Annotated in this window: 14 protein-coding genes; 6 read left to right on the top strand and 8 right to left on the bottom strand. The window is 62.0% G+C overall.

What is annotated here, in order from left to right; translation table 11 throughout:
• Positions 1-13 precede the first annotated feature (13 nt).
• Positions 14-544, bottom strand: a complete 531-nt coding sequence (locus HBR94_RS08095) for a ferritin-like domain-containing protein (protein ID WP_029297770.1) — start codon at positions 542-544, stop codon at positions 14-16.
• A 175-nt stretch (positions 545-719) separates the two neighbouring features.
• Between HBR94_RS08095 and HBR94_RS08100 the strand changes: the two genes are divergently transcribed.
• Positions 720-1,610 (top strand): triacylglycerol lipase, encoded by an 891-nt coding sequence (locus tag HBR94_RS08100; RefSeq protein WP_170044482.1) that lies wholly within the window; start codon positions 720-722, stop codon positions 1,608-1,610.
• Here the strand turns inward: HBR94_RS08100 and HBR94_RS08105 are convergent.
• A complete protein-coding gene (locus HBR94_RS08105; RefSeq protein ID WP_115127276.1) occupies positions 1,607-2,479 on the bottom strand; it encodes a DMT family transporter in 873 nt (290 codons plus the stop codon). The two genes, HBR94_RS08100 and HBR94_RS08105, sit on opposite strands and share 4 nt — an antisense overlap.
• A 97-nt stretch (positions 2,480-2,576) precedes the next feature.
• Between HBR94_RS08105 and HBR94_RS08110 the strand changes: the two genes are divergently transcribed.
• From HBR94_RS08110 to HBR94_RS08125, 4 genes are all read left to right on the top strand, one after another.
• Positions 2,577-3,365, top strand: a complete 789-nt coding sequence (locus tag HBR94_RS08110; RefSeq protein ID WP_120734393.1) for a helix-turn-helix transcriptional regulator — start codon at positions 2,577-2,579, stop codon at positions 3,363-3,365.
• A gap of 71 nt (positions 3,366-3,436) precedes the next feature.
• Positions 3,437-3,736, top strand: coding sequence for a PsiF family protein (locus HBR94_RS08115; protein WP_170044483.1), 300 nt, complete (start codon positions 3,437-3,439; stop codon positions 3,734-3,736).
• A gap of 197 nt (positions 3,737-3,933) precedes the next feature.
• Positions 3,934-4,947 (top strand): AI-2E family transporter, encoded by a 1,014-nt coding sequence (locus HBR94_RS08120; protein WP_057958180.1) that lies wholly within the window; start codon positions 3,934-3,936, stop codon positions 4,945-4,947.
• 123 nt (positions 4,948-5,070) lie between these two features.
• Positions 5,071-5,412 carry a thioredoxin family protein gene (locus HBR94_RS08125; protein WP_057437492.1) on the top strand — a complete coding sequence of 114 codons (342 nt, stop codon included), beginning with the start codon at positions 5,071-5,073 and terminating at the stop codon, positions 5,410-5,412.
• Positions 5,413-5,449: 37 nt separating this feature from the next.
• Here HBR94_RS08125 and HBR94_RS08130 read toward each other — a convergent pair whose 3' ends face one another.
• A complete protein-coding gene (locus tag HBR94_RS08130) occupies positions 5,450-6,718 on the bottom strand; it encodes an Hsp70 family protein (RefSeq protein ID WP_128593130.1) in 1,269 nt (422 codons plus the stop codon).
• Between the two features lie 272 nt (positions 6,719-6,990).
• Here HBR94_RS08130 and HBR94_RS08135 point away from each other — a divergent pair, with 272 nt between their 5' ends.
• Positions 6,991-7,935 (top strand): DnaJ C-terminal domain-containing protein, encoded by a 945-nt coding sequence (locus HBR94_RS08135; protein WP_057437496.1) that lies wholly within the window; start codon positions 6,991-6,993, stop codon positions 7,933-7,935.
• Positions 7,936-8,421: 486 nt separating this feature from the next.
• Here the strand turns inward: HBR94_RS08135 and HBR94_RS08140 are convergent, their stop codons facing one another.
• The 5 genes from HBR94_RS08140 to HBR94_RS08160 form a co-directional block, all read right to left on the bottom strand.
• Entirely contained in the window at positions 8,422-9,546 is a 1,125-nt protein-coding gene (locus HBR94_RS08140) for a HAMP domain-containing sensor histidine kinase (RefSeq protein ID WP_169959875.1), read from the bottom strand.
• A 100-nt stretch (positions 9,547-9,646) separates the two neighbouring features.
• Positions 9,647-11,347 (bottom strand): urease subunit alpha, encoded by a 1,701-nt coding sequence (gene ureC, locus HBR94_RS08145; RefSeq protein ID WP_170044484.1) that lies wholly within the window; start codon positions 11,345-11,347, stop codon positions 9,647-9,649.
• Positions 11,348-11,488: 141 nt separating this feature from the next.
• Positions 11,489-11,797 (bottom strand): urease subunit beta, encoded by a 309-nt coding sequence (locus HBR94_RS08150; RefSeq protein ID WP_057958190.1) that lies wholly within the window; start codon positions 11,795-11,797, stop codon positions 11,489-11,491.
• Positions 11,794-12,327 (bottom strand): GNAT family N-acetyltransferase, encoded by a 534-nt coding sequence (locus HBR94_RS08155; protein WP_057437504.1) that lies wholly within the window; start codon positions 12,325-12,327, stop codon positions 11,794-11,796. Before HBR94_RS08155 ends, HBR94_RS08150 begins: the two co-directional genes overlap by 4 nt.
• 5 nt (positions 12,328-12,332) lie before the next feature.
• The gene (locus tag HBR94_RS08160; protein ID WP_115127280.1) at positions 12,333-12,863 is read right to left on the bottom strand and encodes a GNAT family N-acetyltransferase; all 531 of its coding nucleotides are present in this window, start codon (positions 12,861-12,863) and stop codon (positions 12,333-12,335) included.
• Positions 12,864-12,869: the final 6 nt, after the last annotated feature.

The raw sequence follows: 12,869 nt of genomic DNA on the forward strand, positions 1-12,869 counted from the left end.
TGCTGGCAGAGCCTTACAGGTCTTTGAGAATGTCCGCCATATCGTCAGCGTGCTCTTCTTCCTGGGCCAGGATGTCTTCAAAGATGCGGCGGGTGGTCGGGTCTTTTTCGCCGATGTACTGGATGATCTCGCGATAGCTGTCCACCGCGATGCGCTCGGCCACCAGGTCTTCGTAGACCATTTCCTTCAAGGTCTTGCCGGCTACGTACTGCGCGTGGGAGTTCTTGGACAGCAGGTCCGGGTTGAACTCGGGTTCGCCGCCCAGTTGCACGATGCGCTCGGCCAGTTTGTCGGCATGTTCCAGTTCCTGGTTGGCGTGCTCCAGGAACTCATCGGCGGCGACGCTGGCTTTCAGGCCGCTGGCCATGAAGTAGTGGCGCTTGTAGCGCAGCACGCAGACCAGTTCGGTGGCCAGCGACTCATTGAGCAGACGCAGGATCTCTTCGCGGTCGGCGCTGTAGCCTTCGGTCACCGCGCCGTTTTCCACATTCTTGCGTGCCCGTTCGCGAAGGGTGCTTACGTCAGACAAATGCATGTCAGTCATTTCAATCTCCTGAGGCTAATCCGGTTTTGCGCCACACTCTCGGGGCGTGATCGCTCCAAGTTGTGAGTGCTGCGCGGCGCAAAAAGTTTTATCGGATGTTGCCGGGTGTCATATCGGTGGCGGCAGGGCTGGTCTAGGATCAGCCTAATCGCCTCTTTCAAGGACGTTTGCCCCTATGACGCAGACATTGGCTACACGTTATCCCCTGGTTTTGGTGCCGGGCATGCTCGGGTTTGTACGGCTGGTGCTGTACCCGTACTGGTACGGCATCGTTCCGGCCTTGCGTGCCGGCGGGGCGCAGGTGTTTGCGGTGCAAGTGGCGCCGCTCAACTCCAGCGAGGTGCGTGGCGAGCAGTTACTGGTGCAGATCGAGCAGATACGCCGCCAGACCGGCGCCGACAAGGTCAACCTGATCGGCCATAGCCAGGGCTCGCTCACCGCCCGTTACGCAGCGGCCAAACGCCCGGAATGGGTGGCTTCGGTGACGTCGGTGGCGGGACCTAATCACGGCTCGGAGTTGGCAGACTACCTGCACACCCACTACCCGGCCGACAGCGCCAAGGGCCGGATCATGAGTGCGCTGTTGCGCCTGGTGGGCGTGGTGATGGGGCTTCTGGAAACCGGCTATCGCGGCCCGCGTTTTGCGGCGGATATCCACGCCTCCCATCAGTCGCTGACCAGCGCGGGAGTGGCGCTGTTCAATCGCCAGTACCCTCAGGGCCTGCCAGACACCTGGGGCGGGCAGGGCGCCGAGGAAGTGGGCGGTGTGCGCTATTACTCCTGGTCCGGCACCCTGCAGCCGGGCAAGACCGATCGCGGGCGCAACCTGCTGGACGGCACCAACCGCAGTTGCCGGCTGTTTGCGCGGACCTTCGTCAAGGAGAAAGGCCAGTGCGACGGCATGGTCGGGCGCTACAGCTCACACTTGGGCACGGTGATCGGTGACGACTATCCGCTGGACCATTTCGATATCGTCAACCAGTCGCTGGGCCTGGTGGGCAAAGGTGCCGAGCCGATCCGCCTGTTTGTCGAGCATGCACAGCGGTTGAAGGCGGCCGGGCTTTAACGTCTTACGGGCGTCGTCCAGCGCTCCGACAAAATCACCCCGCCCAGCGTCAGTACGCCGCCGACCAGGTGATACAGCGCCAGCTGTTCCTTGAGCACCACTGCGGCAATCAGCGCGGTGATCAACGGCAGCAGGTTAAAAAACAGCGTGGTCCGGCTCGGCCCCAACTGCTTGACCGAATGCATCCACGCCAGCGGCGCGATCATCGAGGCCAGCAGGCAGGCGTACACCACCAGGCCAATATTCGACGGGCCGAGGCCGACCTTGTCCGAGGCCAGGAACAGTGGAAACAGCACCACCACAGCCACCAGCACCTGCAAATACAGGAGCACCAGGGGCGGCAGGCGCAGCTGCCATTTTTTCAACAGGGTGCTGTAGATCGCATAGGCCAGGGTGGCCACCAACATCATCGCGTCACCCAGGTTCACCCCGTGTTGCAGCAGCGCGCCGAGGCTGCCGGCTGACACCACCACCGCCACCCCGGCAAACGACAGTACCGCCCCGGTCAGGGCGCCGAAGGTCAGGCGCTGGCCGAGGCTGATAATCGCCGCAGTCAGGGCCATCAATGGCATCAGCGAGAGGATGATCCCCATATTGGTGGCGCTGGTCAGGCTCGCGGCGTAGTACGCCAGGCTCTGGTAAACCGCCATGCCGAGCACGCCGAGCACAGCGATCTTGCCCAGGTTGGGGCGGATCGATGCCCAGTTGGCAATGACCGGCTTGAGCATGAACGGGGTGAACAGGATGGCCGCCAGCAGCCAGCGATAAAAACCGATCTCGGCCGGGAAAATCGAGCCCACGGCGAGTTTGTTGACCACGGTATTGCCAGCCCAGATAAAGATGGCCAGCAGCGGATAAGCGTATTGCATTGCAAGGAACCAGGAACGTTAGTGAGGGTTGATTATCCTTTGTCTGGATCGAAGCCTATACTTCGATCCAGACAAGCCGCCTTTGTATCCAGACAATATGTCCAAGACCTACATCAACCTGCCCGATTTCGACGTGCTACCGGCCCCGGTGTACTTCCGCTACTCGGAATTTGCCGCCGACAGCCGCGCCTCCCGCCATCAGCATGCCTGGGGCTCCCTGGACTACTCGGCCCGTGGCGTGATGCGCTTTGAAGTGGGCGGCAACCGGTTTATGTCGCCGCCGCAATACGCGGTGTGGATCCCGCCCAACACCCAGCACAGTTCCTACAATGCCCAGGCGATTGTCTACCGCTCGGTGTACCTGTCGCCGTCGTTGTGCGAGCTGTTGCCCAAGCAGCCCTGCACCCTGACCATCAGCAACATCCTCAAGGCGATCCTCAGTGATTTCGCCGAGCGCGACGTGAACATCCCGGCCAACGAGGCCGACGTGCGCCTGGCCCAGGTGCTGGTGGACCAACTCCAGCAGGCGCCGGTGCATGACTGTTTCCTGCCGTATGCCAGCAGCCCCGGCCTGCTCAGCGTGCTTGAAGGCATGCAGGCCGATCCTGGGGACAATCGCGCGCTGGCGCTGTGGGCGCAGCAGGTGCATGTCAGCGAGCGCACCCTGGCCCGGCAGTTTGTGCGCGAACTGGGCATGAGCTTTGGCGAGTGGCGTCAGCGCCTGCGCTTTCTGGCGGCCATCGAGGCCCTGGAAAGCACGCGCAGCGTGCAGGAGGTGGCGTTTGACCTGGGCTACAGCACCGCCTCGGCGTTTATTGCGATGTTCCAGCGCCAGGCCGGTTGTACGCCGGAGCAGTATCGACGAACGAACTTACGTAGCAGGTGAAGGTGTAACAGGCTTTGTCTACACTGCAGGGGAGGCCGCGCCCCTCGGCGTGGTAACAGGGAGAAAACTCCATGAAGATGTTGCGTATTCCGTTGTTGATGATCGGTCTGCTGCTCTGTTCCCAAGGGTTTGCGGCCACTGCCCAGCAAAACAAAATGACCACCTGCAATGCCGAAGCCTCGACCAAGACCTTGAAGGGCGACGAGCGCAAGGCCTTCATGAAAACCTGCCTCTCGGCCCCGGCCGCCAACGACGCCAAGACCCTGACCCAGCAGCAGCAAAAAATGAAGGACTGCAACGCGTCGGCAAAAACCAAGGCGCTGACCGGCGATGCGCGTAAAACCTTTATGAGCACCTGCCTCAAAGGCTGACCCGCTTAAATACCCCTGTGGGAGCGGGCTTGCCCGCGATTGCGGTGTGTCAGCCGGCGAGATATCGACTGAGCCAGCGCCATCGCGGGCAAGCCCGCTCCCACAGTCGATGGCGTTTACAGCCATCAGACTTCTCGCTTGATTGTCCCAAGGCTGGCAGACTGCCCATCCTTTAACGCCGTTCGTTTAGAGGCTGTATGCCAACGTTTTCTCAGCGTCATGTGTTGTTGCTGGCCAGCTACATCATCATTTTCGGCGGCTTGTTGCTGGTCCTACCGTTAAAACTGCTGCCCAGCCTGTTGGCCGGCCTGCTGGTTTTCGAACTGGTCAATATGCTCACCCCGCAGCTGCAACGCCTGATCGAAGGCCGGCGTGCGCGCTGGCTGGCGGTGGCGTTGCTTGGCACTGTGATTGTCAGCGCGCTGACCCTGATTTTCGCTGGTGCCATCAGTTTCCTGCTGCACGAAGCGGAAAACCCCGGGGCCTCCCTCGATAAATTCATGGGCGTGGTCGACCGCGCGCGCGGCCAGTTGCCGCCGTTCCTCGACGCCTACCTGCCAGCCAGCGCCGCCGAGTTTCGCGTGGCCATCGGCGAATGGCTGAGCAAGCACCTGAGCGAACTGCAACTGGTGGGCAAAGACGCCGCCCATATGTTCGTGACTTTGCTGATCGGTATGGTCCTGGGGGCGATCATCGCCCTGCAACGGGTGCCCGACCTGACCAAACGCAAACCCCTGGCCGCCGTGCTGTTCGACCGCCTGCACCTGCTGGTCCAGGCCTTTCGCAACATTGTCTTCGCGCAAATCAAAATCGCCGCCCTCAACACCATCTTCACCGGGATATTCCTCGCGGTGGTGCTGCCGCTGGCGGGGATCCACCTGCCGCTGACCAAGACCCTGATCGTCCTCACCTTCCTGCTGGGCCTGCTGCCGGTGATCGGCAACCTGATGTCCAACACCCTGATCACCATCGTCGCGTTGTCGGTGTCGATCTGGGTGGCGGTGGCGGCGCTGGGCTACCTGATCGTGATCCACAAGGTCGAGTACTTCCTCAATGCGCGCATCGTCGGCGGGCAGATCAGCGCCAAGTCGTGGGAGTTGCTGTTGGCGATGCTGGTGTTCGAGGCAGCCTTTGGCCTGCCGGGAGTGGTGGCGGGGCCGATCTACTATGCGTATTTGAAGAGTGAATTGAAGCTGGGCGGGATGGTTTAGAGAGCCGCGGTAGGAGGCTGCCTTTGGCTCACACCTGTTATTTCTGACAGTAGACCCACCACGGGTTTGCTGGTCTGCTCCTGAGTGCGGAATATCATTTTTCGTTTCGACAGGAGCTAAATCATGTCTTTGCCTACGGTAGATGCCAGCAGCTTTGAAAGTCGTGTGCTCAAGGCCACGACCCCAGTGATTGTGCTGTTCAGTAATGCCAGCAAGCCCTCTTCAAACAGAATGGTCGTGACACTGGAGGCTGCAGCCCGGGATCAGGGCACGGCTATTGAGTTCCTCGACAAGACGCTGGAGGTCAATGGTCCGATCGAGAAGACGCCTGCTTATGACGTGCAGTCCGCGCCAACCACGCTGTTTTTCCGGGACGGAAAATTAGTCCGTACGGTTGTCGGTTTTTATGACTATGCCGATACCTTCAAGGCATGGGTCGATCAGTTGGCCACAGGTAAGTTGTGATGAATCGCCCCGTGCCATCACGAGGCGATTTCCTCACTCAGTAGCCGTAACGCTTACTGGCCTCAATCGCCAACCCGCTGCCGATACTGCCGAAGATGTTGCCTTCCACGTGCCGGGCATTGGGCAACATCGCCGAGATGCTCTGGCGCAGGGCCGGGATGCCGCTGGAGCCGCCGGTGAAGAACACCGTGTCGACCTGGGCCACATCCACCGAGGCGTCGTCGAGCAGTTGGGTCACGCTGTTGCGCACCCGTTCCAGCAGGTTGTCGATGGAGGACTCGAACAGGGCGCGGCTCAGTTCCACGCTCAGGCCCGGTTCTACCCGGTCCAGCGGCACATGGCGGCTGTCGTCGTGGGTGAGGTGGATCTTGGTCTCTTCGACTTCCATGGCCAGCCAGTGGCCGGCGCGCTGTTCGATCAGCTTGAACAGACGGTCGATGCCGCCGGTGTCTTCGATGTCGTAGCGCATGCTGCCCAGGGCCAGCTGGGATTTTTGCGAGTACACCGAGTTGATGGTGTGCCAGGTGGCCAGGTTCATATGGTGGCTGGTGGGCATGTAGGCGCCGCTTTTCATGCGGCTGCCATAGCCGAACAGCGGCATCATGCCGGCCAGCGAGAGCTGTTTGTCGAAGTCGGTACCGCCGATATGCACGCCGCCGGTGGCGAGGATGTCGTCGTGGCGGTTGTCATGCTTGCGTCGCTCGGGCGACAGGCGCACCAGGGAGAAGTCGGAGGTACCGCCGCCGATGTCGACAATCAGTACCAACTCTTCTTTTTCAATGGTGGACTCGTAGTCGAAGGCCGCGGCAATCGGCTCGTACTGGAACGAGACCTCCTTGAAACCGAGCTTGCGGGCCACGTCCACCAGGGTGTCTTCGGCCTCTTTGTCGGCCATCGGGTCGTCGTCGACGAAAAATACTGGGCGGCCCAGCACCACTTCTTCAAACTCACGGCCGGCGGTGGCTTCGGCGCGGTTCTTGAGTTGGCCGATAAACAGGCCCAACAGGTCCTTGAACGGCATGGCCGTGCCCAGCACGCTGGTGTCGTGCTTGATCAGCTTGGAGCCCAGCAGGCTTTTGAGCGAGCGCATCAGGCGGCCTTCGTAGCCTTCCAGGTACTCGTGCAGCGCCAGGCGGCCGTACACCGGGCGGCGTTCTTCGAAGTTGAAGAACACCACCGACGGCAGGGTGATCTTGTCGTCCTCCAGCGCAATAAGCGTTTCCATGCCGGGACGGATCCAGCCGACAGTGGAGTTGGACGTGCCGAAGTCGATGCCGCAGGCACGGGCTGGGGAGGTGTTGTTCATGTCTAACAGGTTCCGGTTAAAAAACGGCCGCGCAGTGTATGTCACTCGCGTGCAGATGCGTAGGCCGACTATCCGCTAAATACAGCAGACTTGTTACCTTGAAAGGTCGGCTCCTTGCCCCCAACTCCTGTGCATACGGTTGGTGGCTGTCGAAAGGATCAAGTTTGTCCTGCAAGCCGCCGATATTTTTCTGACGCACCTCGAATCGCCCCGCAATGCCCCGGCAGGCAGGGCTCGACTGTGCGATCTCGATAACGGATGGTGATGCCCCCATGGATTTCAAAGACTATTACAAGATTCTTGGTGTCGAGCCGACGGCCGATGACAAGCAAATCAAGGCCGCTTATCGCAAGCTGGCCCGTAAGTATCATCCTGACGTCAGCAAGGAAAAGGACGCGGAAGAGAAGTTCAAGGACGCCTCGGAAGCCTATGAAGCGCTGAAAAGTGCCGACAAGCGCGCCGAATATGACGAATTGCGCCGCTATGGCCAGCACGGTCAACCTTTCCAGGGGCCGCCAGGCTGGCAGAGCCGTGGCGGGTTTGGCGGTGGCCAGGACACGGGCGAGTTTTCGGACTTCTTCAGCTCGATCTTTGGTTCGCGTGGCAACGGCTTCGGCGGCGCTCAAGGGCGCAGCCCCGGCCGTCGCGGCCAGGATGTGGAGATGGAACTGCCGGTGTTCCTGGAAGAGACGCTGTCTACCGAGTCCAAGGCGATCAGCTTCCAGGTGCCGCAATACAATGCGGCGGGCCAGCACGTCAGCAACACCACCAAGAGCCTGAACGTGAAGATCCCGGCCGGCGTGGCCGATGGCGAGCGCATCCGCCTCAAGGGCCAGGGCGCCCCGGGGATTGGTGGCGGCGCGAATGGCGACCTGTACCTGATCATCCGCTTTGCGCCGCATCCGAAGTTTGAGGTGGAAGGCGAAAACCTGGTGATTAATTTGCCGCTGGCACCGTGGGAATTGGCCCTGGGTGCAGAAGTCGCGGTGCCGACCCTGACCGGCAAGATCAACCTCAAAGTCCCGGCCGGCAGCCAGAATGGCCAGCGCATGCGGGCCAAGGGCCATGGCTTGCTGAACAAGGCCGGGCAGCGCGGGTATCTGTTTGTGCAGCTCAAGGCAGTGATGCCGAAAAGCAGCGACGAAGAGGTCAAGGCGCTGTGGCAGGAATTGGCGAAAAAGGCCAACTTTGATCCACGGGAAACCTGGAGCCGCTGACAGCTCCCACAGGGATCGGCGGCGCCTCTCAATCTGTGTGAGGAACGCAAGTTTACTGTGGGAGCTGTCGAGCACTGGCGAGGCTGCGATGGCGGCGGCATTGCCAGCGTGGATGTTGGCTGACCCACCGCTATCGCAGCCTCGCTAAAGCTCGACAGCTCCCACAGGGATTGGCGGCGCCTCTCAGTCTATGTCAGGAACACCAGTCCAATGTGGGAGCTGTCGAGCCCCGGCGAGGCTGCGATGGCGGCGGCATTGCCAGCGTGGATGTTGGCTGACCCACCGCTATCGCAGCCTCGCTAAAGCTCGACAGCTCCCACAGGGATTGGCGGCGCCTCTCAATCTGTGTCAGGAACGCAAGTTTACTGTGGGAGCTGTCGAGCCCCAGCGAGGCTGCGATGGCGGCGGCATTGCCAGTATTGATGTTGGCTGACCCACCGCTATCGCAGCCTCGCTATCGCTCGACACACAAAGGATTTGCGTGGCCTATCGGCGTGGCAGTACCACGGTAAACGTGGTGCCCCCCGCCTCGCTGGACGCCACTTCAATCGTGCCTCGGTGGGCCTGCACCACTTCCTTGACGATAAACAACCCCAGCCCAAGGCTGGTCGAGTTGCTGCCCAGTTCTTCAGTGGCGCTGCGCACCAGCGGGTCGAATACGGTACCTAGCGCCGCCTGGGGAATCGGCGGGCCAAAGTTGTGCATGCGCAGTTCCACGCTGTCGGCGGTGCCGTCGAGGCTCAGGGTCGGCGCCTGGCCGTTGAGCCCGTGCTGTAACGCATTGCCGATCAGATTCTGCAGCAGTTGATCAATGCGCCCGCGATCCCACTGCCCTTGGGTGTCCCCGTCGGTATGCAAGTGAACCTGGCAATCCGGGCGGCCTGCGCACGCTTCGGCGATGGCCTCCCTGGCTGCATCGGCCAGGTTCATCGGTTTGGGCTCGATCGGCAGGCTGCTGCCCAGCCGGCTGCGCACAAACTCCAAGAGATCGCTGACCATCGCTCCCATATGCCGGGCGCCATTCTGGATATTGCCCACCAGGCTCAGGCCTTTGCTGTCCAGCGGGGCTTTGCGCAACAACATCTCGGTGGACATCTTCACCGCCTGCAACGGTGCGCGCAGGTCGTGGCCGAGGATGGCGAGGAAGATATCCCGCGAGCGATTGACCTGCTCGGCGTAGGCCGCCGTGGATTCGGCCAGGGCTTCGTCGATGGCTTCGTTGAAGCGGATCATGTCCTGGAAATAGGTCAGCTCTGGCGATTCCAGGTGATTGACCCACAGGCGGATCACGCAAGCGCGCAGGTGGCGGAACTCGGAGGTCATCTGTACCAGGTCAAAGCCAACGGTATGGCGCAGCTCGCCATGGCTGGCGGCGGCTTCGTCCAGGCTCGGGGTTTTTTCCAGGCCTTCGCCCTTGGCCTTGGCCGCCTGTTCGCTGGCGCTCTGGCGGGTGTTCATGTCCCGCGCAGCGGCCAGCAGGATGGAGTGCGCGTGGTCGCGCAGTTGCGTGCGGTTCAGGGTTTCGGCGGCCGGGGTCAAGGTTTCGGCAAACTGTTCCCATTCATCGACGATCCGGTCGGCATGTAACACGATGAATTCGGATAGGCGCATAGCCAGGTTCCCAAGTGCAAGACAGTGAAGAAGCGTGGCGCATCGTAGCGCCTTACACCTCTTCGCTTCACTGGCACGGCGGGTATCTGCCGATGAACGGTCAGAACAGGAAGTAACGCTGGGCCATCGGCAGCACGTCCGCCGGCTCGCACCACAACAGTTCGCCATCGGCCTTGACCTGGTAGGTCTGCGGGTCTACGTCGATGTCTGGCAGGTAGTCGTTGTGGATCAGGCCGGTCTTCTGCACCTGGCGGCACCCCTTGACCACGGCGATCTGCTTCTTCAGGCCCAACGCCTGCGGCAGGCCCTCGGCCAGCGCCGCCTGGCTGATAAACGTCAGGCTGGTGGCGTGCAGCGAGCTGCCGAAGCTGGCGAACATCGGGCGGTAGTGCACCGGCTGCGGGGTGGGGATCGAGCCGTTGATATCGCCCATCAGGCTGGACGCAATTGCCCCGCCCTTGAGGATCAACGTGGGCTTGATGCCGAAGAACGCCGGGCGCCACAACACCAGGTCGGCCCATTTGCCGACTTCGATGGAGCCCACTTCATGGCTGATACCGTGGGTGATCGCCGGGTTGATGGTGTACTTGGCGATATAGCGCTTGGCGCGGAAGTTGTCATTGCCCTCGCCGTCGCCGGGCAGCGGCCCGCGCTGTTTCTTCATCTTGTCGGCGGTTTGCCAGGTGCGCATGATCACTTCGCCTACGCGGCCCATGGCTTGGCTGTCGGAGCTGATCATCGAAAAGGCGCCGAGGTCATGCAGGATGTCTTCGGCGGCGATGGTCTCGCGGCGGATGCGGCTTTCGGCGAAGGCCACGTCCTCGGCAATGCTTGGGTCGAGGTGATGGCAGACCATCAGCATGTCCAGGTGTTCGTCGATGGTATTGCGGGTGAACGGCCGGGTCGGGTTGGTGGAGCTGGGCAGCACCTTGGGGAAGCCGCAGGCCTTGATGATATCCGGCGCATGCCCGCCGCCGGCACCCTCGGTGTGATAGGTGTGGATGGTGCGGCCCTTGAGGGCGGCGAGGGTGGTTTCGACAAAACCCGACTCGTTGAGCGTGTCGCTGTGGATTGCCACCTGCACGTCGTACTCGTCGGCCACGCTCAGGCAGTTGTCGATGCTGGCCGGGGTGGTGCCCCAGTCTTCATGCAGCTTCAAGCCAATCGCCCCGGCCTTGACCTGCTCGATCAAAGGCTCGGGCAGGCTGGCGTTGCCCTTGCCGGTAAAGCCCAAGTTCATCGGAAACGCCTCGGCTGATTGCAGCATGCGCGCCAGGTGCCATGGGCCGGAGGTGCAGGTGGTGGCGTTGGTGCCGGTGGCCGGGCCCGTGCCGCCGCCGATCATGGTGGTGACGCCACTGGTCAGCGCCTCTTCGATCTGCTGCGGGCAAATGAAGTGCACATGGGTGTCGATGCCGCCGGCGGTGAGGATCATGCCTTCGCCGGCAATCACCTCCGTGCTGGCGCCGATGGCCAGGGTCACGCCGGGCTGGATATCCGGGTTTCCGGCCTTGCCGATCCCGGCGATGCGGCCATTTTTCAGGCCGACGTCGGCCTTGACGATGCCCCAGTGGTCGATGATCAGCGCGTTGGTGATGACCGTGTCGACCACCTCGGCGGCCAGCAGTTGGCTCTGGCCCTGGCCGTCCCGGATGACCTTGCCGCCGCCGAACTTCACTTCTTCGCCGTAGGTGGTGAAGTCCTGTTCGACTTCGATCCACAGCTCGGTATCGGCCAGGCGGACCTTGTCGCCGACGGTGGGGCCGAACATGTCGGCGTAGGCTTGGCGGCTGATTTTCATTGGGGTGTCCTGAAAAATTTGTGTTGATCGTTCCCACGCTCTGCGTGGGGATGCATCCGCTGACGCTCTGCGTCACGACGTTAAGAGCGGGACGCGGAGCGTCCCAGGCGGCGTTCCCACGCGGAGCGTGGGAACGATCAGTCAGTCGAGGTCGCCCATGATCCGTCCGGCAAAGCCAAACACCCGGCGCAACCCTGCCAGCTCCACCAACTCCACCTCGCGACTCTGCCCCGGTTCAAAGCGCACCGCCGTGCCCGCCGGGATGTTCAGGCGCATGCCACGGCTGAGGGCGCGGTCAAAGGTCAGCGCGTCGTTGGTCTCGAAAAAATGGTAATGGGAGCCGACCTGGATCGGCCGGTCGCCACTGTTGGCCACGCTCAGGCTCAATGTGCGCCGGCCCACATTCAATTCGATGTCGCCAGGCTGGATCTGGAATTGGCCAGGAATCATGCAGGTTGCCCCAGGGTCTTGTAGTAGATGGCGGTCGGGCTGTAGCGCCCGTCCGGGCTTTGGCAGTAGTCCGGCAGCTCGCCGATTTTGGTGTAGCGCAGGGCCTGGTAGAAGGCTTCGGCGGGGGAGCCAGCTTCGGTGTCCAGGTACAGCAGGCCGCGCTTGTGCTGGCGCGCGCACAGCTCCAGGGCGCTCATCAATTGCTGGCCGAGGCCGTGGCGCCGGGCGTCATTGCGCACCAATAGTTTCTGCACCTCGGCACGGTTGAGGCCATTGGCTTTCTGGCACAGCGCCAGTTGCACGCTGGCCAGGACTTGCTCATTACGCACCACCACCCACAGCAACACGCTGGCGTCCTCGACGCCGGCTTGTACGCCATCGAAGTAGCTGCGCGCCTGGGCCGCGTCGAGGTCGGCCATGAAGCCTACCGATGCGCCGTGCTGCACGGCGTCCAGCAACAACTCAATCAAGCCCTGGCGGTAATGGGCAAAACTTTCGGCATTCACTCGACGCAGTTGGGCAGCGTTCATCGCTATTACTCCTTGTGAACCGCCGGCGGCTGGGCGCCAGGGTTGAGCAGCAGTTGCATAAAGGTCAGGTCCAGCCAGCGGCCAAACTTGGTGCCTACCTGGGCCATCTGCCCGGTGACACTGAAGCCCAGGCGCTCATGCAGGCGGATCGAGGCCTGGTTGCCGCTTTCGATGGCGGCGACCATCACGTGTTTGTCACAGGCCCTGGCGCGTTCGATCAGTGCCTGCATCAGCAAGGGGCCAAGGCCTTTGCCGCGTTGGTCGTTGCGCACGTACACCGAATGTTCGACGGTGTGGCGAAAACCGTCGAAGGGCCGCCAATCGCCGAACGAGGCATAGCCGACCACCTCCTCGGCTTCCACCGCCACCAGAATCGGATAGCACTGCGCCTGGCGCGCACTGAACCAGGCCTGGCGATTGCCCAGGTCCACGGGTTGGTCGTTCCAGATGGCGGTGCTGTTGAGCACGGCATCGTTGTAGATATCGCAGATGGCCGGCAGGTCGCCGTGTACCGCGTCACGAATCAGCAAGGACATGGCCGG

The sequence above is a fragment of the Pseudomonas sp. WS 5412 genome (genome assembly GCF_012985615.1).
Taxonomy (GTDB): Bacteria; Pseudomonadota; Gammaproteobacteria; order Pseudomonadales; family Pseudomonadaceae; genus Aquipseudomonas; species Aquipseudomonas shahriarae.

What these genes read in the sequence shown, in the direction of transcription:
- HBR94_RS08135 (WP_057437496.1), top strand. Translation starts at nt 6,991, where the DNA reads ATGGATTTCAAAGACTATTACAAGATTCTTGGTGTCGAGCCGACGGCC.
- HBR94_RS08100 (WP_170044482.1), top strand. Translation starts at nt 720, where the DNA reads ATGACGCAGACATTGGCTACACGTTATCCCCTGGTTTTGGTGCCGGGC.
- ureC (WP_170044484.1), bottom strand. Translation starts at nt 11,347, where the DNA reads ATGAAAATCAGCCGCCAAGCCTACGCCGACATGTTCGGCCCCACCGTC.
- HBR94_RS08160 (WP_115127280.1), bottom strand. Translation starts at nt 12,863, where the DNA reads ATGTCCTTGCTGATTCGTGACGCGGTACACGGCGACCTGCCGGCCATC.
- HBR94_RS08150 (WP_057958190.1), bottom strand. Translation starts at nt 11,797, where the DNA reads ATGATTCCTGGCCAATTCCAGATCCAGCCTGGCGACATCGAATTGAAT.
- HBR94_RS08140 (WP_169959875.1), bottom strand. Translation starts at nt 9,546, where the DNA reads ATGCGCCTATCCGAATTCATCGTGTTACATGCCGACCGGATCGTCGAT.
- HBR94_RS08110 (WP_120734393.1), top strand. Translation starts at nt 2,577, where the DNA reads ATGTCCAAGACCTACATCAACCTGCCCGATTTCGACGTGCTACCGGCC.
- HBR94_RS08120 (WP_057958180.1), top strand. Translation starts at nt 3,934, where the DNA reads ATGCCAACGTTTTCTCAGCGTCATGTGTTGTTGCTGGCCAGCTACATC.
- HBR94_RS08105 (WP_115127276.1), bottom strand. Translation starts at nt 2,479, where the DNA reads ATGCAATACGCTTATCCGCTGCTGGCCATCTTTATCTGGGCTGGCAAT.
- HBR94_RS08155 (WP_057437504.1), bottom strand. Translation starts at nt 12,327, where the DNA reads ATGAACGCTGCCCAACTGCGTCGAGTGAATGCCGAAAGTTTTGCCCAT.
- HBR94_RS08115 (WP_170044483.1), top strand. Translation starts at nt 3,437, where the DNA reads ATGAAGATGTTGCGTATTCCGTTGTTGATGATCGGTCTGCTGCTCTGT.
- HBR94_RS08130 (WP_128593130.1), bottom strand. Translation starts at nt 6,718, where the DNA reads ATGAACAACACCTCCCCAGCCCGTGCCTGCGGCATCGACTTCGGCACG.
- HBR94_RS08095 (WP_029297770.1), bottom strand. Translation starts at nt 544, where the DNA reads ATGACTGACATGCATTTGTCTGACGTAAGCACCCTTCGCGAACGGGCA.
- HBR94_RS08125 (WP_057437492.1), top strand. Translation starts at nt 5,071, where the DNA reads ATGTCTTTGCCTACGGTAGATGCCAGCAGCTTTGAAAGTCGTGTGCTC.